Here is a 20044-nt window from a genome sequence, read left to right as displayed (position 1 = left end):
GTGGTCAGGGCTTGACCGAGCGGAAGTAGCGGCGGGCGCCGTCGTGCAGTTCCAGCGGATCGGTGTAGATCGCGGTGCGCACGTCGACCAGCTGGGCCGCGTGCACCCGGGCACCGATGTGGTCGCGGCTGTCGATGACGGTCCGGGTGATCTTCTCCGCGAGGTCGTCGCCCATCCGGTCGGTGGTGACGAGGAGGTTCGCGACCGCCAGGGTGGGCACGTCGGTGCCGCGCTGCGCCAGCGGATAGGCGTCGGCGGGCATCACGGCCGTCCGGTAGTAGCTGGCGGAGCCGCCGCCGTGATGGAGCCGGTCGATGAGGGAGCTGAGCGGCAGCAGCCGGATCTCGTACTCCTTCGACAGGTTCCGCACCGCCTCGGTGGTCAGCCCGCCCGACCAGAAGAACGCGTCGATCCGGCCCTCGCGCAGCGCTTCGGGCGTCTCCCCGATGCCCGCCGGGGACGCCTCGACGTCCCGCTCCGCGTCCAGCCCCGCCGCCCGCAGCACCCGCTCGGCGACCAGCCGCACCCCGGAGGCGACCTGGCCGACGGCGACCCGCTTGCCGCGCAGGTCGGCGACCTCCTCGATCTCGGAGTCCTCGGGGACGACCACCTGGATGTAGTCGTCGTAGAGGCGTGCGCTGCTGCGCAGCCGGTCGGCGTCGGGGCCGCCCTCGGCGCGATACTGCTCGACGGCGTCAGCGGTGGCGATGGTGAAGTCGGCCTCGCCCGTCGCCACCCGCCGCACGTTCTCCTGCGAGCCCTCGCTGGGGCGCAGCGTCAGGTCGACCTCCGGCACGTCCCTGCCGAGTGCCTTGCGGAGCAGCGTGCCGTACTTGGCGTAGACCCCCGTGCCGACCCCGGTGCTCATGGTCAGCGGGGTGCGCGGCGGCGGCTCGCCGAAGGGCGGCATCCACCACAGCAGCAGGGCCAGCGCCACCGCCACCGCGCCCGCGGCGGTCAGGACGCGCCCGCGCGTACGGAGGAGAACCGGGACCATGCGGGTGATCCTGCCAGCCCGGACCGCCGCTGACCAGGGGTGGCCGCCCGCCGGACCGAGCCGTGCGCGGCAGCCCTTACTCTGGACGGATGAGCGGGAACAACGTGGCGGGCGAAGTGGTGGACGGCGAGCAGGCGCACGCGGGCGGCACGGACGTGAGGACGTACGAGGTGCGCACCTACGGGTGCCAGATGAACGTCCACGACTCCGAGCGGCTCGCCGGACTGCTGGAGGGCGCCGGGTACGTCCGTTCCCCCGAGGGCGCCGAGGAGGGCGACGCGGACGTCGTCGTCTTCAACACCTGCGCCGTCCGGGAGAACGCCGACAACCGCCTCTACGGCAACCTCGGCCGGCTCGCCCCGATGAAGACGAAGCGGCCCGGTATGCAGATCGCCGTCGGCGGCTGCCTCGCCCAGAAGGACCGCGACACCATCACCAGGCGCGCCCCGTGGGTCGACGTGGTTTTCGGCACGCACAACATCGGCAAGCTGCCGGTCCTCCTGGAGCGCGCCCGCGTCCAGGAGGAGGCGCAGGTCGAGATCGCCGAGTCGCTGGAGGCCTTCCCCTCCACGCTGCCGACCCGCCGCGAGAGCGCCTACGCCGCGTGGGTCTCGGTCTCCGTGGGCTGCAACAACACCTGCACCTTCTGCATCGTCCCCGCGCTGCGCGGCAAGGAGAAGGACCGCCGCACCGGCGACATCCTCGCCGAGGTGGAGGCGCTGGTCGCCGAGGGCGTCAGCGAGATCACCCTGCTCGGCCAGAACGTCAACGCCTACGGCAGTGACATCGGCGACCGCGAGGCGTTCTCCAAGCTGCTGCGCGCCTGCGGGAAGATCGAGGGCCTGGAGCGGGTCCGCTTCACCTCGCCCCACCCGCGTGACTTCACCGACGACGTGATCGCCGCCATGGCCGAGACCCCCAACGTCATGCCGCAGCTGCACATGCCGCTCCAGTCCGGCTCCGACACGGTGCTGCGCGCGATGCGCCGCTCCTACCGCCAGGAGCGGTTCCTCTCCATCATCGGGAAGGTCCGCGCCGCCATCCCGGACGCCGCGATCACCACCGACATCATCGTGGGCTTCCCCGGCGAGACCGAGGAGGACTTCCAGCAGACCCTGCACACGGTCCGCGAGGCCCGCTTCGCGCAGGCCTTCACCTTCCAGTACTCCAAGCGCCCCGGCACCCCCGCGGCCGAGATGGACGGGCAGATCCCCAAGGACGTCGTCCAGGAGCGGTACATGCGCCTGGTCGCCCTCCAGGAGGAGATCTCCTGGGAGGAGAACAAGAAGCAGGTCGGCCGCGTCCTGGAGGTCATGGCCGCCGAGGGCGAGGGCCGCAAGGACGGTGCCACGCACCGCCTCTCCGGCCGCGCCCCCGACAACCGCCTCGTCCACTTCACCAAGCCGGACGAGGAGGTGCGCCCCGGCGACGTGGTGACCGTGGAGATCACCTACGCCGCCCCGCACCACCTGCTCGCCGAGGGCGCCGCCCGCGCCGTCCGCCGCACCCGCGCCGGTGACGCCTGGGAGCGCCGCAACGCCGCCCCCGCACCGGCCCCCGGCGTCCTGCTCGGCCTGCCCACGATCGGCGCCCCGGCCCCCCAGCCTGCCCCGGCCGGCGGCTGCTCCGCCTGCTGACCCGGTACGGCCCCCGACGTGCGGGCACGCTCCGCCCGGCCCGGCCCCTCCGCCGCGTGCCGGGGCCGGGGGTTAGGCTCCGGACATGCTTGCCGCCGCCGCCGTCTGTCCCTGCCCGCCCCTGCTCCAGCCGCAGGTCGCGGCCGGGGCCGCCGCCGAACTGGCCGCCCTGCGCGAGAGCTGCGCCGCCGCCCTCGACACCCTCGCCGAGGCCCGTCCCGACCGCCTGGTCGTCCTGGGACCCGGCCCGGGGGAGGGCAGCACACCCCACCCGGCGGGCACCCCGGGCTCCTTCCGGGGCTACGGCGTCCCCGTCGACGTGACCCTCGGCGCCGGCACCCCCGCCCCCGGGGCCGCCCCGCTGCCCGCCTCGCTCGCCGTCGGCGCCTGGCTGCTGGCCGGCCACGGCTGGGACGCCTGCCCCGTCGAGGGGCTCGCCGTCGGCACCGGCCGGCCGCCCGGGCGGTGCGCCGAGCTGGGCCGCGAGCTGGCCGCCTGGCCGGGCCGTACCGCGCTGCTGGTCCTCGGCGACGGCAGCGCCTGCCGCACCGTGAAGGCGCCGGGCTACCTCGACGAGCGCGCCGCCCCCTTCGACGAGGCGGTGGCGAAGGCCCTCGGCACCGCCGACACCACCGCCCTCGCCGCTCTCGACCCGGCCCTCGCCGAGGAGGTCGGCGCCGCGGGCCGCGCCCCGTGGCAGGTGCTGGCCGGCGCCGCGGCCGAGGCCGGCCTGACCGGCGAACTGCTGCACGACGAGGCCCCGTACGGGGTCGGCTACTTCGTCGCCGCCTGGAGCTGAGCCGCGACCCGCACCGCCTGCCCGCGCAGCCGTCCCGCCTGGCCGGGGCGGCCGAGAGGAGAAACTTCCGTGACCGAGAACGCCACCGGGACCGCCGGCGCCACCGCGTCCCCGTCCCCCCGCCCCGTGATCGTCGCCGGTGTCGACGGCTCGCCGACCTCCCGGGACGCGCTGCTCTGGGCCGCCGAGGAGGCCCGGCTGCGCGGCGCCGTTCTGCGGGTGGTCTGCGGCTGGGAGTGGTCGAGCCCGTTCAACCTGATCGGCCCGGCCCTGGAGCACGCCGCCCCCGACGCCGGCACGCCCTCCATGGAGGAGCTGACCCGTACCAGGACCGAGGAGCTGATCACGCAGACGCTGGGCGAGGAGCCGGGCGTCCCCGTCGAGGTGCGCGTGGTGCAGGGGCCCGCCACCGGGGTCCTGGTGGAGGCGTCCGAGGGCGCGACGCTCATCGTCGTCGGCACCCGCGGCCACAGCGGCCTCAAGGGCGCCGTGCTCGGCTCGGTCAGCCGGCACGTGACCCAGCACGCCCGCTGCAACGTCGTGGTCGTCCGCGGCCGGCGGGACACGGCCGAGGGCGAGTAGCGCGGGGCGGCCGCCGGCGGCTCCGCCAGGGCGCCGCCGGGCGGCGGGGAGGGCGGAGCGCAGTTGGGGACGGCGGCGCTCCGCCCGGCGGCGCCGCCCGCGCCCGCGTCCGCCGGGTCAGGAGCCGGCCGGGCCCTCGCCCTCGGGCCTGCGGGTGCCCGTCTCGGGGTGCTGCGGACGGGTGGCGTCCTCCTCCGGGCCGGAGGCCCGGCCGCCCCCCGCGGGCCCGCCCTTGCCCTTGCCGTCCTCCTCGTTCAGCTGGTCCAGGGCGCTCTTCGCCTTGTCGGTGCCGGTGCGGATCTTGTCGCTGTACCTGCCCTTGGTGCGGCTGTCCACGGCCTGCGCGGCCTTGTCCAGACCCTGGTCGATCTTGTCGCCGTGCTGCCGGGTCAGGTCGGCGACCTTCTCCTTGGCGGGGGCGATCTTTGCCTTGAGGTTGTCCAGGAAGCTCATGATCTCCAGTTTTCCCCATCCGGCGCCGGAGCACCCGTCGGCGGCGCCCGCGACCCCCCTCCCGGGGACGCCGCGGGCCCCCTCCCGGGCACGGACGACGGGCCGTGGGTGCACGTGCCCCCCGGCCGTTTGCGAGACTGGGAGGGTGAGCAGCTCAGTCCCCGCACCCCGGGTCATCGCCGTCGTCGGCCCGACCGCCGCCGGAAAGTCGGACCTGGGCGTCTTCCTCGCCCAGCACCTCGGCGGGGAGGTAGTCAACGCCGACTCCATGCAGCTCTACCGCGGCATGGACATCGGCACCGCCAAACTCACCGAGGCCGAGCGCGGCGGCGTCCCGCACCGGCTGCTCGACGTCTGGCCGGTGACCGGGACCGCCAGCGTCGCCGAGTACCAGCGGCTGGCCCGCGCGGAGATCGACCGGCTCCTCGCCGAGGGCCGCACCCCGGTCCTCGTCGGCGGCTCCGGACTCTACGTGCGCGGCGCCGTCGACCACCTCGACTTCCCCGGCACCGACCCCGAGGTCCGCGCCCGGCTGGAGGAGGAACTCGCCGCACACGGTCCCGGGCCGCTGCACGCCCGGCTCGCCGCCGCCGACCCGGAGGCCGCCACGGCGATCCTGCCGGGCAACGGGCGGCGCATCGTGCGCGCGCTGGAGGTCATCGAGATCACCGGCCGCCCCTTCACCGCCAACCTGCCGCGCCACGACTCCGTCTACGACACCGTCCAGATCGGCGTCGACGTGGCCCGCCCCGAGCTGGACGCCCGTATCGCCGACCGCGTCGACCGGATGTGGGAGGCGGGGCTCGTCGACGAGGTCCGCGCCCTGGAGGCCGCGGGGCTGCGCGAGGGGCGCACCGCCTCCCGCGCCCTCGGCTACCAGCAGGTGCTCGCCGCGCTGGCGGGGGAGTGCACCGAGGAGGCCGCGCGCGCCGAGACGGTGCGCGCCACCAAGCGGTTCGCCCGCCGCCAGGACTCCTGGTTCCGGCGCGACCCGCGCGTCCACTGGCTCAGCGGCGCCGCCGCCGACCGGCGGGAACTCCCCGGCCGGGCACTGTCGTTGCTCGAACGAGCGGTCACAGCCTGATCACGTGATGGCATCGGGACGCTCCAGCCGTCATCGGGGCACCTGACGGCGTGCCATCATCGACCATCGATCGACCAGTGAAGTCCGAGTTGGGAGGGCGCGTGGCGATGGAGGCCGGCCCTCGCGACACCGCACACGGCAGACCGGAACCGCTCACCGCGGACGGTCCGGCCGAGCGCGTCGGCGACGGCCTGGAGCCGGCCGCCGAGCCGCCCGAGGAGGTCGAGGTCGAGCTGCGTCCGCAGCGCCGCCTGCGGCTGTGGCAGCTCGCGCCGATCGTGGGGCTCGCCGCGACGGGCTCGCTGATGTTCGCCTTCCCGCTCGCCTTCGGCACCGGGGACGGCGGAGCCGTCATCGCCATGCTGGGCCTGCTCATCAGCTTCTGCGCGGCCGGCTGGGGCATGATGGCCGCCCGCCGCGTCGGCCACACCTGGCCGGGCCTGCCCGCCCGCGGCTCCGGCGGCCGTCCCGACTGGCGGGTGGTCCTCGCCTACGCCGTGGTCGTCGCCGCCGTCGTCGTCCTCGCCGTCTGGCGCGTCGACCGCCTGCGCTGACCTGCCCGGCGACCCGCGGCCGGGCGCCGTACGATCGGAGCCATGAGCACGCGGATCGCCTTCCTCAAGGGGCACGGGACCGAGAACGACTTCGTCATCGTCCCCGACCCGGACAACGCCCTGGACCTCCCGCCGCACACCGTCGCAGCCCTCTGTGACCGGCGCGCCGGGATCGGCGGGGACGGCGTGCTGCACGTGGTGCGCTCCGCGGCCCACCCCGAGGCCCGGCACCTCGCCGGTGAGGCCGAGTGGTTCATGGACTACCGCAACGCCGACGGCTCCGTCGCCGAGATGTGCGGCAACGGCGTCCGCGTCTTCGCCCGCTACCTCCAGCGCGCCGGCCACGCCGGCGAGGGCGACCTCGCCATCGCCACCCGGGGCGGCGTCAAGTACGCCCACCTCGCCAAGGACGAACCCGGCGCCGCGCCCGGCACCGGACTCGTCACCGTCGCGATGGGCCGGGCGGTGCTGCCCGGCGGCGAGGTCACCGTGGCCACCGCCCACGGCACCGCCCCCGCCCTCAACGTCAACATGGGCAACCCGCACGCCGTCGCCTTCGTCGACGACCTCGCCGACGCCGGCGACCTGTCGTCCGCGCCCGCCGTCACCCCGGCCACCGCCTATCCCGACGGGGTCAACGTCGAGTACGTCGTCGTCCGGGGCCCCCGCCACGTCGCGATGCGCGTCCACGAGCGGGGCTCCGGCGAGACCCGCTCCTGCGGCACCGGGGCCTGCGCCGTGGGCGTCGCCGCCGCCCGCCGTGACGGGGCCGAGCCCGCCGTCACCGGCAGCCCCGTCTCGTACACCGTGGACCTGCCCGGCGGGCGGCTGGTGATCACCGAGTACCCGGACGGGTCGGTCGACATGACCGGGCCGGCCGTGATCGTCGCGGAGGGCGAGATCGACGCCGGCCGGCTGGCCGGGGCCGGCTGAGCCGCGCCCCGGGAGGGTGACCTCGATCACCCTCCCGGCCGGGCATACCGGACCCGCCGACCGTGTTGACGCCTTCACACGGCGGCGCTCTCCGGCGGGGGCGCAGCCGCGCGCACCACCCCCTTACGGCCGGTACGCACCGCGTGGCGCACGCCACGCCGGGGTCCCGGGGACGGTCGCTCGAATGGGTGATCCGTTTCACGCTCGGCGGGAGCGGGACTTCGGGCCGTGGTCGGCTCGGTAGCATCAAGCACCGGCTCACACGGGGGAGACCGACAGCCCTCTCCAGCCCACCCCACCCTGGAGGGAACCCCAGCCCGCCGGTCGACGCAGCCGGAGGTGCCCATGAGTGCAGAGGCCACGAACCCTGCGACGACGCCCGCCGTCCCCCCGGAGCTGCTGCCCGGGGCGGCGTCCCCGGCGGCACGGCCGGCCGCGCCCGCCGCCCGCAAGCGGACCCGCCACCGCATCGACCTGCGCCGTCTCGGCCGTGCCGCCCTGCTCGGGCCCACCTCCCGTGACCGGCTTCCCGACGCCATCGCCCATGTCGCCGAGGCACACCGCGCCCACCATCCCGAAGCCGATCTCGAAGCACTGCGCCGCGCCTACGTCCTCGCCGAGGCGTCGCACCGCGGCCAGATGCGCAAGAGCGGCGAGCCGTACATCACCCACCCGCTCGCCGTCACCCTGATCCTCGCCGAGCTGGGGGCCGAGACCACCACGCTGGTCGCGGCGCTGCTCCACGACACCGTCGAGGACACCGACGTCACCCTCACCCAGGTCCTCGACGAGTTCGGGCCCGAGGTCGCCTATCTGGTCGACGGCGTCACCAAGCTGGAGAAGGTCGACTACGGCGCCGCCGCCGAGCCCGAGACCTTCCGCAAGATGCTCGTCGCCACCGGCAACGACGTCCGCGTCATGTCGATCAAACTCGCCGACCGCCTGCACAACATGCGCACCCTCGGCGTGATGCGTCCCGAGAAGCAGGTACGCATCGCCAAGGTCACCCACGACGTGCTGATCCCGCTCGCCGAGCGGCTCGGCGTGCAGGCCCTCAAGACCGAGCTGGAGGACCTGGTCTTCGCCATCCTCCAGCCCGAGGAGTACGCCGCCGCCCGCGAGATCGCCGTCTCCACCACCCCCGACCCGCTCGCCGAGACCGCCGCCCGCTTCCGGAGCGTGCTGCGCGAGGCGGGCATCGCCGCGGAGGTGGAGATCCGCCCCCGTCACATGGTCTCCCTGCACCGGGTGCGCGGGAAGCGCGGGGAGCTGCGCGGCGTCGACCTCGGCCGGCTCCTCGTCCAGGTCCAGGAGGACGCCGACTGCTACGCCGTCCTCGGCGAGCTGCACACCTGCTTCACCCCGGTCGTCTCCGAGTTCAAGGACTTCATCGCCGTCCCGAAGTTCAACCTCTACCAGTCGCTGCACACCGCGGTGGCCCGCGAGGACGGCGAGGTCGTCGAGGTCCTCATCCGCACCCGCCAGATGCACCAGGTTGCCGAGGCCGGCGTGGTCGCCCTCGGCAACCCGTACGCCCCGGGTGCCACCGGCGGCGAGGACCCGGACGAGGGCGAGCGGGCCGACCCGACCCGCCCGGGCTGGCTCTCCCGCCTCCTCGACTGGCAGCGCGCCGCCCCCGACGCCGACACCTTCTGGTCCACCCTGCGCGAGGACCTCGCCCAGGACGGCGAGATCACCGTCTTCCGCACCGACGGCGGCACCCTCTCCCTGCCCGGCGGCGCCTCCTGCGTCGACGCCGCCTACGCCCAGTACGGCGAGGGCGCCCACGCCTGCATCGGCGCCCGGGTCAACGGCCGCCTCGCCACCCTCAGCACCGTCCTCGAGGACGGTGACACCGTCCACCCGCTGCTCGCCGCCGCCGGGGACGACGCCAGCCCGTCCCCCGACTGGCTGGAGCACGCCCGCACCCCCGCCGCCCGCATCGCCATCCGCCGCTGGCTGCACGCCCACCCGGACCGGCCCGCGCCCCGCCCCGGCACCCGCAAGCCGCCGCTCACCGGCGCCGCCCCGACCCACGAGGACGAGGTGCCGGAGGCCGCCGTCACCGACCTGCCGGGCGCCACGGTCCGCCTCGCCCGCTGCTGTACCCCCGTCCCGCCGGACGAGATCACCGGCTTCGCGGTCCGCGGCGGCGTCGTCACCGTGCACCGCTCCGCGTGTACCTCGGTGGCCCGGATGGCCGCCTCCGGACGCGGCCCCGTCGGGGTGCGCTGGGGCGAGAACACCGAGTTCAGGGTCACCCTCTTCGCCGAGTCCTTCGGCCGGCCGCACCTGCTCGCCGACCTCACCGAGGCCATCGCCGCCGAGGGTGTCGCGGTCATCTCCGCCACCGTCGAACCCCCCGCCGAGCAGCGGGTCCGCCACACCTACACCCTCCAGCTCCCGGACGCCGCCGGCCTGCCCGACCTGATGCGCGCCATGCGCGACGTCCCCGGCGTCTACGACGTCAGCCGCGCCCAGCGCTCCGCCGACGCCCGCCGCTGACCCGCCGCCCGAGTCATCACCGCCGTCCCCGGGCCCCTCGTACGGGTGCCCCGGGTGCGCGCCGCCCACCAGGTGGCGGTGCCCGCTGGTAGCGGTGGGTCATGCTGCTCTCCGCCCGGCTCAAGGCCGCCCTGCTCGCCACCGCCTCCCTGACCCTGCTGGGCGCCGCCCCGCCCCCGCAGCCCCTGGGCATCGGCGACCCGCTCTTCCCGCACCTCGGCAACCCGGGTTACGACGTCACCGCGTACGACATCTCGCTCACCTACGGCGGCGACAACACCGCGCCGCTGGACGCCGTCACCGTCATCGACGCCCGGTCCACCGCCCGGCTGGAGCGGATCAACCTCGACTTCGCGCACGGCGAGGCGTCCTCGGTCACCGTCGACGGCGAGCCCGCCCGCTTCACCCCGGCCGGGGAGGACCTGGTCGTCACCCCGGCCTCCCCGGTGCCCGCCGGGTCGCCGCTGCGGATCACCGTCCGCCACACCTCCGACCCGGCCGACCCGGCCGACGGGCAGGGCGGCTGGGTGCGGACCCGCGACGGGCTGGTCATGGCCAACCAGGCCGACGCCGCCCACCGCGTCTTCCCCTGCAACGACCACCCCGCCGACAAGGCCGACTTCACCTTCCGCGTCACCACCCCGAAGCGGCTCACCGCGGTCGCCGGGGGGCTGCCCGCGGGCCGGCCCCTCACCCGGGGTGCCACCACCACCTGGACCTACCGCAGCGCCCACCCGATGGCCACCGAACTGGCCCAGGTCGGCATCGGCGACCTGACCGTGGTGCGCCGCGAGGGTCCCGGCGGACTGCCCCTGCGCGACGTGGTCCCCACCGCCGACCGCCAGGCCCTGGAGCCGTGGCTGCGGCGCACCCCGGAGCAGCTCGGCTGGCTCCAGGACCGCCTCGGCCCTTACCCCTTCGAGACGTACGGGGTGCTGGTGGCCGACGCCGCCACCGGCTTCGCGCTGGAGACGCAGACCCTCTCGCTCTTCGAGCGGGACCTGTTCACCGACAGCGCGGCGGACCGGGTCGGCACCGAGTCGATCATGGTGCACGAGCTGGCCCACCAGTGGTTCGGCAACAGCGTCTCGCCCGCCGCCTGGTCCGACCTGTGGATCAGCGAGTCCCACGCCACCTGGTTCGAGGCGCTCTGGGCCGAGGAGCACGGCGGCCGCGTGCTCGAGGACCGGATGCGCCAGGCGTACCGTGACTCCGACAGCTGGCGCGCCGCGGGCGGCCCGCCGGCCCGGCCCAGGGCCCCCGAGCCCGGCGAGAAGATCAGCCTCTTCCGTCCGGTCGTCTACGACGGCTCCGCCCTGGTGCTCTACGCGCTCCGCCAGGAAATCGGCGCGGAGGCCTTCAGCCGGCTCCAGCGCGCCTGGGTGCGCGAGCACCGCGACGCCAACGCCTCCACCACCGACTTCGTCACCCTCGCCTCCCGCACCGCCGGGCGCGACCTCTCGGCCTTCCTCCGGGGCTGGCTGTACGCCGAGCGCACCCCGGCGATGCCCGGCCACCCCGAGTGGCGCTCCGACGCTCCCTGAGCGGCCCGGCCCGCGCCGCCCGGGGAACCACCCGGACGCGCACGGGAAAGTCGGATGACGGAACGCCCGCGCGGGTGGGACCATCGGGACGTCGCGACGGAGCGGGGCGGCGGGAATCTCCCGGGCCCCCCGTGCGTTGGGACACACAAGGCGTCCTTCCGGCCGAGCGGCCGGGCGCGCCTCCCATCGGATCGACGTAAGGACCCAATGACCTCCTCTTCCTCCCCTTCCCAGGACGTGCACGACATGCAGCACCCGCACGACGCGGCCGGCCCCGCCGCCGAGCCGCACGCCGAGAATCTTCGGGCCGATGCCCTGATGGAAGAGGACGTCGCCTGGAGCCACACCGTCGACGGTGAGCGGGACGGCGAGCAGTACGACCGGTCCGACCGGGCGGCCCTGCGCCGGGTGGCGGGTCTCTCCACCGAGCTGGAGGACGTCACCGAGGTCGAGTACCGCCAGCTGCGGCTGGAGCGGGTCGTCCTCGTCGGCGTCTGGACCTCCGGCACGGCCGAGGACGCCGACCGCTCCCTGGCCGAGCTGGCGGCCCTCGCGGAGACCGCCGGCGCCCTCGTCCTCGACGGGGTCGTGCAGCGCCGCGACAAGCCGGACCCGGCGACCTACATCGGTTCCGGCAAGGCCCAGGAGCTGTACGACATCGTCCGCGAGTCCGGTGCCGACACCGTGGTCTGCGACGGTGAGCTGAGCCCCGGCCAGCTCATCCACCTGGAGGACGTCGTCAAGGTCAAGGTGGTCGACCGGACCGCCCTGATCCTCGACATCTTCGCCCAGCACGCGAAGTCCCGGGAGGGCAAGGCGCAGGTCTCGCTGGCCCAGATGCAGTACATGCTGCCGAGGCTGCGCGGCTGGGGCCAGTCGCTCTCCCGGCAGATGGGCGGCGGCGGCACCAGCGGGGGCGGCGGCATGGCCACCCGTGGTCCCGGTGAGACCAAGATCGAGACGGACCGGCGGCGCATCCGCGAGAAGATGGCGAAGATGCGCCGGGAGATCGCGGCGATGAAGACCGGCCGCGAGCTCAAGCGTCAGGAACGCCGGCGCAACAAGGTCCCCTCGGTGGCCATCGCCGGTTACACCAACGCCGGCAAGTCCTCCCTCCTCAACCGCCTCACCGGCGCCGGAGTCCTGGTGGAGAACGCCCTGTTCGCCACGTTGGACCCGACGGTCCGCCGCGCGGAGACCCCGGGCGGACGGGTCTACACCCTCGCGGACACCGTCGGCTTCGTCCGGCACCTGCCGCACCACCTGGTCGAGGCGTTCCGTTCCACCATGGAGGAGGTCGGTGACTCCGACCTGATCCTCCACGTGGTGGACGGCGCGCACCCCGCCCCGGAGGAGCAGCTGGCCGCGGTCCGCGAGGTCATCCGTGACGTCGGCGCGGTGGACGTGCCGGAGATCGTGGTGGTCAACAAGGCGGACGCCGCGGACCCGCTGGTCCTCCAGCGGCTGCTGCGGGTCGAGAAGCACGCCGTCGCGGTGTCGGCGCGGACCGGCGCGGGCATCGCGGAGCTGCTCGAACTGATCGACGAGATCCTGCCCCGCCCCGCGGTCGAGCTGGAGGCGCTGGTCCCGTACACGCAGGGCCAGGTGGTCGCCCGGGCGCACGCCGAGGGCGAGATCCTCTCCGAGGAGCACACCGCCGAGGGCACCCTGCTGAAGGTGCGTGTCCACGAGGAACTGGCGGCCGAACTCTCGACGTTCGTGCTCGCCAGGAGCTGAGCCGGGGCCGCCCGGGCGGCCGCACGGCGAAGGGCCCGCCCCCGCACCGCGACTCCGCGGCGCGGGGGCGGGCCTTCGCCGTGTCCGCCGGCGGGTCAGCTCCCGCCGTACTGCCGGCTCATCATGTCGAGGAGCCGCTCGGCCTGGCGGCCCAACTGGGGCCCGGCGAGCCAGGTGTTGTCGGCCGGGCCGATGGAGGTGTTGGAGACCAGCAGGGTCTTTCCGCCGTCCCGCCGGAACCAGCCGCCGCCCGAGGAACCGCCGGTCATCGTGCAGCCGATGCGGTACATGCTCGGCTGCCCCGGCGCCGGCGAGAGGCGGCCGGGCCGGTCCGCGCACCGGTGCATCAGCAGGCCGTCGTAGGGCGGCCCCGCCGGGTACCCCCAGGCACCCAGCGTGCCCAGGCGCTCCGTGCCGGGGGCGCGGAAGTCGACCTCCAGGGCGTTGCCGACGGTCTCCTCCAGCGACCTGGCGCCGCTCTCCGGCCGCACGTGCAGCACCGCGTAGTCGTACGGGGCGCCCCCGCCGCCCGATCCGGCGCCCTGGCCGATCCACTCGTTGGAGGTGGCGGCCCAGTCCGCCCACCAGATGCCGTACGGGGCGGACTCGTGGGGCGCGGCGGCGGCGAGGCCCGCGGCGTCCTTGCCGAGGTCGTTGTAGGAGGGGACGAAGGCGATGTTGCGGTACCAGCCGCCCTCCTTGCCCGCGTGGACGCAGTGCCCGGCGGTCCACACGAGGTTGGACCTCCCCGGGTTGCGCGGGTCCTTGACCACGGTGGCGGAGCAGACCATCGGCCCGGTGGGGGCGTCGAAGAAGACCTTGCCGACCGGGGCCGCGTGGTCGTGGTACGGCGTCTTCTCCCGTTCGGCGGGCACGGCACGCGGCGCGGGGTCGCTGCCGCCCCGGCCGGCGGCGGTGTCCTTGGTGGTGACGGTCCTGCCGGGGTCCTCGGCGTCACGCATCCGCCCGGGCTTCCACAACCCCTTGATCACCGGGTTGACGAAGTCCCCGGCCTCCCGCAGCCAGTCGTCCCGCGACCAGTCCTTCCAGGCGCCCTCCTTCCACCGGTCGGCGTCGATGCCGTACTCCTCGAGCCGGCCGGCGAGGTCCTCGGCGCCGGCCCCGCCGTGGTCGCCGGTCTCCTTACCGCCGGCGGCGGGCCTGGCCCCGCCCGCCGGCGTGTCGCCGTCGCAGGCGGTGAGGCCGAGGGCGAGCGCGGTGGTGAGTCCGGCGGCGAGCAGCGGGCGCCAGGGCCCGCGCAGGGAACGCATGGTGTGGTGGTACCCCCGTGTGCGGCGGGGAGCGCCCGTGTCCGGGACGCGGGACGGCCCCCGCCGCGTGTAGATGTCATGTACGTGTCATATGGAAAGCTCCGGGCGTGGCGCCGTCACGCGCGGGAGGGGGACCCGGAGCGGGCGGGTGCCCGGGGCGCTGCCCCGGGCACCCGCGACGTCACTTGCCGGCGAACTTCTTGCTGACCGCCGTGTAGATGCCCTCGGCCTCCTTGCCCAGCCGGGGGCCGGCCAGCCATCCGGCGTTCACCGGGCCTATGGAGGTGTTGGAGACCAGCGCCGGCTTGCCGTCGGCGCCCTCGGCGACCCAGCCGCCGCCGGAGGAGCCGCCCGTCATCGTGCAGCCGATCCGGTGCATCGTCGGGTCGTTCGCGGTGACCGAGAGGCGGCCCGGCTCGTCCGCGCACTGGAACATCCTCTGGCCGTCGAACGGCGGCGCCGCCGGGTAGCCGGTCGCCGTCACGGTGCCCACCCGGTCCGCCGCCGGCGCGTTGAAGTTGACCGGCAGCGCCGAACCGACGGTCTCCTCCAGCGACTTGCCCCCGCCGTCCTGCGGCGTCACGTGCAGCACCGCGAAGTCGTACGACGCGCCGTCACCGCCGGTCTGGCCGCCCTGCTCGATCCACTGGTCCGAGGTCTGCGCCCAGTCGCTCCACCAGACGCCGTACGGGGCGACCTGCTCCTGGGTGGCGTTCTGGAGCTGCTCGGCCGAGAGCGCGCCGTCGTTGTAGGAGGGGACGAAGATGATGTTGCGGTACCAGCCGCCCTCCTTGCCCGCGTGGACGCAGTGCCCGGCGGTCCACACGAGGTTGGACCTGCCGGGGTTGGCCGGGTCGGCGATGACGGTGGCCGAGCAGACCATCGAGCCCTTGGGGCCGTCGAAGAGGAGCTTGCCCGCCTCCGGCGCCTGGTCGTGGTACCCGGCGTTCACCGCCGTGGCGTCCACCGGCGCGGGTGTCGGGTCGGTCACCCCCTGGTCGCCGGAGATGTCCTCCTCGTCGACCTCCTGCTCGGTCGGGTCGTCCGCCTCGCGCATCCGGTCCGGGTCCCACAGGTCCTCGATGACCGGGTTGATGAAGTCCTCGGCCTCCCGCAGCCAGTCGTCCCGCGACCAGTCCTTCCAGGCACCGTCCCTCCACTCGTCCAGATCCAGGCCGTGTTCCTTGAGCCGCTCCTTGAGGCCGTCCGGGATGCGGATCTTGCCGTCGGACTCCGCGGAGGCCGAGACCGACGGGTCACCCCCGGCGTTGTCGTCCTCGGGGCCGCAGGCGGTGGCGGTCAGCGCCAGCGCCGCACAGAGGGCCACCGCGGAGGCGCCGGCCCGGCCGCGCGTCCCCCTCCGGCGTCCGGCGCGAAGTGGGCGTATGGGTCGCATGTCGGATTCCCCCTGGATTCGGACGTGAATCCGCCCTGGCGGGCGGCGGGTTGTGGCCCCTCAGACTATGCGGGTGACCCGGGAGACGATCCACGGGGCGGCAACGGTTCCGTCACGGGGCCGCGCGGGACGGCGGCACCGAAGGATCTTGTCCGCCCCCGTGCTCCTTTCGCCACACGGTCGTTGATAGGTGCGGGGGGCCCGCGCCGTGCGCGGAACCACCGCACGACGCACCCTGCTAGCACGGGAGGAACCCCACCTGTGGCCGTGACCGAGCAAGCCCCGGGGCCCGCCACCGCGACCACCGCGCACCTGGGCATCCTGCGCCGCCAGGCATCGAGGGAGTCGGCCGCGCGCACCTATGCGCGCTCCCTGCCGATCGTCCCCGTCCGCGCCCGCGGCGTGACGATCGAGGGCGCCGACGGCCGCCGCTACCTCGACTGCCTCTCCGGCGCCGGCACCCTCGCGCTCGGCCACAACCACCCCGTGGTCCTGGAGGCCGTCCGCAAGGTCCTCGACTCCGGCGCCCCGCTGCACGTGCTCGACCTCGCCACCCCGGTCAAGGACGCCTTCACCACCGAGCTGTTCGCGACCCTGCCGCCGGCCCTCGCCTCCCGGGCCCGCGTCCAGTTCTGCGGGCCGGCCGGCACCGACGCCGTCGAGGCCGCGCTAACGCTCACCCGCACCGCCACCGGCCGCCCCGGCGTCCTCGCCTTCACCGGCGCCTACCACGGCATGACCGCGGGCGCCCTCGCCGCCTCCGGCGGCGCCCGCGACGGAGGCGTCACCCGGCTGCCGTTCCCCCACGACTACCGCTGCCCCTTCGGCGTCGGCGGCGAGCAGGGCGCCGAACTCGCCGCCCGCTGGACCGAGTCGCTGCTCGACGACGCCAAGTCCGGCATCCCCGACGCCGCCTGCCTGCTGGTCGAACCGGTGCAGGGCGAGGGCGGCGTCAACCCGGCCCCCGACGCCTGGCTGCGCCGCATCCGGCGGATCACCGAAGAACGTTCCGTCCCGCTGATCGCCGACGAGGTGCAGACCGGCGTCGGACGCACCGGGCGGTTCTGGGGCGTCGACCACAGCGGGATCGTCCCCGACGTGATGGTCCTCTCCAAGGCCATCGGGGGCAGTCTCCCGCTCGCCGTCGTGGTCTACCGCGAGGACCTCGACGTCTGGGAGCCCGGCGCCCACGCCGGCACCTTCCGCGGCAACCAGCTCGCCATGGCCGCCGGAGCCGCCACCCTGGCCTACGTCCGGGAGAACGGCCTCGCCGACCGCGCCGCCACCCTCGGCGCCCGCCTGCTCGGCCGGCTGCGCGAGTTCGCCGCCGGGTACCCCTTCATCGGCGACGTGCGCGGCCTCGGCCTGATGATCGGCGTCGAGCTGGTCGACCCCACGGCCGACACCGCCGCGGGTACGCCGCCGCCCCCCGCGCCCGGGATCGCCGCCGCCGTGCAGCGCGCCTGCCTGGACCGGGGCCTCATCGTCGAGCTGGGCGGACGCCACAGTGCCGTCGTCCGCCTGCTGCCGCCGCTGACCCTCACCGACGAGCAGGCCGACGCGGTGCTCGACCGCCTGACCGACGCCCTCGCCGGCGCGGCCCAGAACCTTTCCGGATGACCCCACCCTGCGCCGCCCCCGCTCCGCCGGCCGGCGCACGGAATCCGCACCACCCCACGAGGAAGCACTCTTGAACGTCACCCCCGCACCCGACGGCGGCCGCCACCCCTCCCCGCGCGGTACCTCCGCCACGCGCGAGATCCCGGCCGACGGGGCGACCGTCCCCCGCCAGCCCGGCGGCGTCGGCACCCTCCACTTCCCCGGCGGCGGCACCGACCTGCTGGAACACCCCGACCCCCGGATCGCCGCCGAGGCCGCCGCGCTGGAGAACCTGCTGCGCTGCTGGGTCCGCGAGACCTCCCCGCCCGGCCCGGCCCACGGCGTGCTGCGCATCCCGCTGCCGGCCAGCGGCACCGCGCTGCTCGTCCCGGTCCAGCACTGGTCGCCCGCGGGCTGGCACCGCTTCGGGCCGCCGATGCGCGAGGACGCCCCGGCCGGGGCCTCCCCCCTGCTCGACGTGGCCGCCGTCGCCGCCCTGCTGGAGTGCGAGTCGGCCACCGCGGGCCGCGACGGCGACCTGCTGGAGCGGGTCGGCGACTCGGCGCGCCGCACCGCCGTCTTCCTCGCCGACCGTCGCACCAGGACCGGCCGGCAGCCGGACCGCTTCCTCGCCGGCGAGCAGTCCCTCGTCCTGGGCCACCCGCTGCATCCCACCCCCAAGAGCCGCGAGGGGCTGACCGAGGCGGAGGCGCGCGCCTACTCACCGGAACTGGGCGGATCGTTCCCCCTCCACTGGCTCGCCGTCGACCGCTCGGTCCTCGCCCAGGACTCCGCATGGTACGAGGGCGGCGCCGCCGTCCCGGCCGAGCGGCTCACCGCCCGCCTCGCCGGGCCCGGCCTGCGGCTGCCCGAGGGCAGCGCCGCCCTGCCCGTCCACCCCTGGCAGATCGACGAACTGCGCCGCCGTCCCGAGGCCGCCGCCCTCCTCGACGCCGGGGCCCTGCGCGACCTCGGGCCGCACGGCGAACCCTGGCACCCCACCTCCTCGGTGCGCACCGTCTACCGCCCGCACGCCCCGGCCATGCTCAAGCTCTCGCTCGGCCTGCGCATCACCAACTCCCGCCGGGAGAACCTCCGCAAGGAGCTGGCCCGGGGCGCCGAGGTGCACCGGCTGCTGCGGACCGGCCTCGCCGCGCGGTGGCAGGCCGCCCACCCCGGTTTCGACATCGTGCGCGACCCGGCGTGGCTCGCCGTCGACGGGCCCGACGGCACGCCCGTCGCCGGCCTCGACCTGGTGATCCGCGACAACCCCTTCACCCCCGAGGACGACGTCACCTGCGTCGCCGGACTGGTCTCGCCGCGCCCCACACCTGACACCCGTCACGGCGGCGGCCTCGCCATGCGCTCCCGCCTCGGCGAACTGGTCACCGGCATCGCCCGGCGCACCGGACTCACCCGCGGCGCCGTCTCCGCCGAGTGGTTCACCCGCTACCTCCAGCAGGTCGTCGCCCCCGTGCTGTGGCTCGACGGCCACGCCGGGATCGCCCTGGAGGCCCACCAGCAGAACACCCTGGTCCTCCTCGACACCGACGGCTGGCCCGCCGGCGGCCGCTACCGCGACAACCAGGGCTACTACTTCCGGACCTCGCACCGCGACACCCTCCAGGCCCGGCTGCCCGGAGCGGGCGAGGCCAGCGACACCTTCGTCGCCGACGCGGTCACCGACGAGCGGTTCGCCTACTACCTCGGCATCAACAACATCCTCGGCCTGATCGGTGCCTTCGGCTCCCAGCGCCTCGCCGACGAGCGGCTGCTGCTGACCGTGCTGCGCCGCTTCCTCACGGCCGAGGCCGCCGCCCCCGGGCCCGTCTCGCCGCTGCCCGGCCTGCTCCTCGACTCCCCGACCCTGCGGTGCAAGGCCAACCTCATGACCCGCCTGCACGGCCTCGACGAACTCGTCGGGCCGGTCGACACCCAGTCCGTCTACGTCACCATCGCCAATCCGCTGCACACCGCCGGGGCCTGATCACGGCCCCGCCCGGAAGGAGCTTCGCGTGCCCCCAGCCGACACCACGCCCCACGGACCCGCCACGCCCACGGCCCGGGCCCGCCCCGGTGTGCCCGGGCCGGCGCCCGCACCGGGGGCGTACGGCGCGGCTGCCGGACCACCGGGCTCCCACGGGACGGGAGCGGCCGAGGGCGCCGTCCCCGGAACGGCCGGGTCAGGCGGGGGCCTCGCGCCCGCCGGACCCGGCGTCCCGGCCACCGACCCGGCCGGGTCCCGCCACGGTGACGGCGGGCTCCTGCTCGACCGGGTCGGCCGCTGGGCCTCCGAGGCCACCCCGTTCGGGATATTCCGGCTCGTCCCGCTCACCCGCGCCGACGACCTCACCCTGCTCACCACCTGGATGAACGATCCGGCGGTCGCCGCCTTCTGGGAACTGGCGGGCCCGCCCGGCACCACCGCCCGCCACGTCCGCGCCCAGCTCGCAGGGGACGGACGCAGCGTCCCCTGCCTCGGCCTGCTCGACGGGCGCCCGATGAGCTACTGGGAGCTCTACCGCGCCGACCTCGACCCGCTGGCCCGCCACTACCCGGCCCGCCCCCACGACACCGGCGTCCACCTGCTGCTCGGCGGCGCGGCGGACCGGGGCCGCGGAGTCGGCACCGCGCTGCTGCGCGCCGTGGTCTGCCTGGTCCTCGCCCACCGTCCCCGCTGCGGCCGCGTCCTCGCCGAGCCCGACGTGCGCAACGCCCCCTCGGTCGCCGCCTTCCGCCGCGCCGGTTTCCGCCTCGACACCGAGGTCGACCTCCCCGGCAAGCGCGCCGCCCTGATGGTCCGTGAGAGAACCACCCCGACGAAACGGGCACCTGTGAACCGGTGACCCCCGGGACCGGGCCCGCTTCGTACGGCCCCGTACCTCCCGGTGCTCCCCTCCGGGTGCTCTCCTCCCGCTCCCGGCCCGGCCACGGTCGTGCCCTCGGCGTGGCA

16 protein-coding genes are annotated in these 20044 nt (G+C 75.3%); 12 read left to right on the top strand and 4 right to left on the bottom strand.

What is annotated here, in order from left to right; all coding sequences use genetic code 11:
• Positions 1-4 precede the first annotated feature (4 nt).
• The gene (locus Sdia_RS23985; RefSeq protein WP_100457895.1) at positions 5-997 is read right to left on the bottom strand and encodes a TAXI family TRAP transporter solute-binding subunit; all 993 of its coding nucleotides are present in this window, start codon (positions 995-997) and stop codon (positions 5-7) included.
• An 89-nt stretch (positions 998-1086) separates the two neighbouring features.
• Between Sdia_RS23985 and miaB the strand changes: the two genes are divergently transcribed.
• The 3 genes from miaB to Sdia_RS23970 all read left to right on the top strand — a co-directional run bounded on the left by miaB (position 1087) and on the right by Sdia_RS23970 (position 4015).
• The gene (gene miaB / locus Sdia_RS23980; protein WP_100457894.1) at positions 1087-2634 is read left to right on the top strand and encodes a tRNA (N6-isopentenyl adenosine(37)-C2)-methylthiotransferase MiaB; all 1548 of its coding nucleotides are present in this window, start codon (positions 1087-1089) and stop codon (positions 2632-2634) included.
• Positions 2635-2719: 85 nt separating this feature from the next.
• Entirely contained in the window at positions 2720-3433 is a 714-nt protein-coding gene (locus Sdia_RS23975; protein WP_100457893.1) for a class III extradiol dioxygenase subunit B-like domain-containing protein, read from the top strand.
• A gap of 69 nt (positions 3434-3502) precedes the next feature.
• Positions 3503-4015 (top strand): universal stress protein, encoded by a 513-nt coding sequence (locus Sdia_RS23970; protein ID WP_100457892.1) that lies wholly within the window; start codon positions 3503-3505, stop codon positions 4013-4015.
• Positions 4016-4132: 117 nt separating this feature from the next.
• Here Sdia_RS23970 and Sdia_RS23965 read toward each other — a convergent pair whose 3' ends face one another.
• Positions 4133-4468: an antitoxin gene (locus Sdia_RS23965; RefSeq protein WP_100457891.1), complete on the bottom strand. Its 336-nt coding sequence runs from the start codon at positions 4466-4468 to the stop codon at positions 4133-4135.
• A 145-nt stretch (positions 4469-4613) separates the two neighbouring features.
• Between Sdia_RS23965 and miaA the strand changes: the two genes are divergently transcribed.
• The 6 genes from miaA to hflX all read left to right on the top strand — a co-directional run bounded on the left by miaA (position 4614) and on the right by hflX (position 12825).
• Positions 4614-5552 carry a tRNA (adenosine(37)-N6)-dimethylallyltransferase MiaA gene (gene miaA, locus Sdia_RS23960; protein ID WP_100457890.1) on the top strand — a complete coding sequence of 313 codons (939 nt, stop codon included), beginning with the start codon at positions 4614-4616 and terminating at the stop codon, positions 5550-5552.
• Positions 5553-5659: 107 nt separating this feature from the next.
• Positions 5660-6106, top strand: coding sequence for a hypothetical protein (locus Sdia_RS23955; protein WP_115069019.1), 447 nt, complete (start codon positions 5660-5662; stop codon positions 6104-6106).
• A 42-nt stretch (positions 6107-6148) separates the two neighbouring features.
• Positions 6149-7039 carry a diaminopimelate epimerase gene (dapF, locus tag Sdia_RS23950; RefSeq protein WP_100457888.1) on the top strand — a complete coding sequence of 297 codons (891 nt, stop codon included), beginning with the start codon at positions 6149-6151 and terminating at the stop codon, positions 7037-7039.
• A 345-nt stretch (positions 7040-7384) separates the two neighbouring features.
• Positions 7385-9544, top strand: a complete 2160-nt coding sequence (locus tag Sdia_RS23945; protein ID WP_100457887.1) for a RelA/SpoT family protein — start codon at positions 7385-7387, stop codon at positions 9542-9544.
• A 101-nt stretch (positions 9545-9645) separates the two neighbouring features.
• Positions 9646-11088, top strand: coding sequence for a M1 family metallopeptidase (locus Sdia_RS23940; RefSeq protein WP_189500574.1), 1443 nt, complete (start codon positions 9646-9648; stop codon positions 11086-11088).
• A 207-nt stretch (positions 11089-11295) separates the two neighbouring features.
• Positions 11296-12825, top strand: a complete 1530-nt coding sequence (gene hflX, locus Sdia_RS23935) for a GTPase HflX (protein WP_100457885.1) — start codon at positions 11296-11298, stop codon at positions 12823-12825.
• A 95-nt stretch (positions 12826-12920) separates the two neighbouring features.
• On the opposite strand, the gene Sdia_RS23930 is transcribed toward hflX, so the two are convergent.
• Entirely contained in the window at positions 12921-14096 is a 1176-nt protein-coding gene (locus tag Sdia_RS23930; RefSeq protein ID WP_189500575.1) for a trypsin-like serine peptidase, read from the bottom strand.
• Positions 14097-14277: 181 nt separating this feature from the next.
• The gene (locus Sdia_RS23925; protein WP_164495035.1) at positions 14278-15492 is read right to left on the bottom strand and encodes a trypsin-like serine peptidase; all 1215 of its coding nucleotides are present in this window, start codon (positions 15490-15492) and stop codon (positions 14278-14280) included.
• A 261-nt stretch (positions 15493-15753) separates the two neighbouring features.
• Between Sdia_RS23925 and Sdia_RS23920 the strand changes: the two genes are divergently transcribed.
• The 3 genes from Sdia_RS23920 (at position 15754) to Sdia_RS23910 (ending at position 19937) form a co-directional block, all read left to right on the top strand.
• Positions 15754-17112 carry a diaminobutyrate--2-oxoglutarate transaminase family protein gene (locus Sdia_RS23920; protein ID WP_100457882.1) on the top strand — a complete coding sequence of 453 codons (1359 nt, stop codon included), beginning with the start codon at positions 15754-15756 and terminating at the stop codon, positions 17110-17112.
• A 70-nt stretch (positions 17113-17182) separates the two neighbouring features.
• Positions 17183-19078, top strand: a complete 1896-nt coding sequence (locus Sdia_RS23915; protein ID WP_189500576.1) for an IucA/IucC family protein — start codon at positions 17183-17185, stop codon at positions 19076-19078.
• 28 nt (positions 19079-19106) lie between these two features.
• Positions 19107-19937 (top strand): GNAT family N-acetyltransferase, encoded by an 831-nt coding sequence (locus Sdia_RS23910; RefSeq protein ID WP_115069023.1) that lies wholly within the window; start codon positions 19107-19109, stop codon positions 19935-19937.
• The last annotated feature ends 107 nt before the right edge of the window (positions 19938-20044 follow it).

This window comes from Streptomyces diastaticus subsp. diastaticus, assembly GCF_011170125.1.
GTDB lineage: Bacteria > Actinomycetota > Actinomycetes > Streptomycetales > Streptomycetaceae > Streptomyces > Streptomyces diastaticus.
This window is presented reverse-complemented; position numbering and strand designations above follow the sequence as displayed.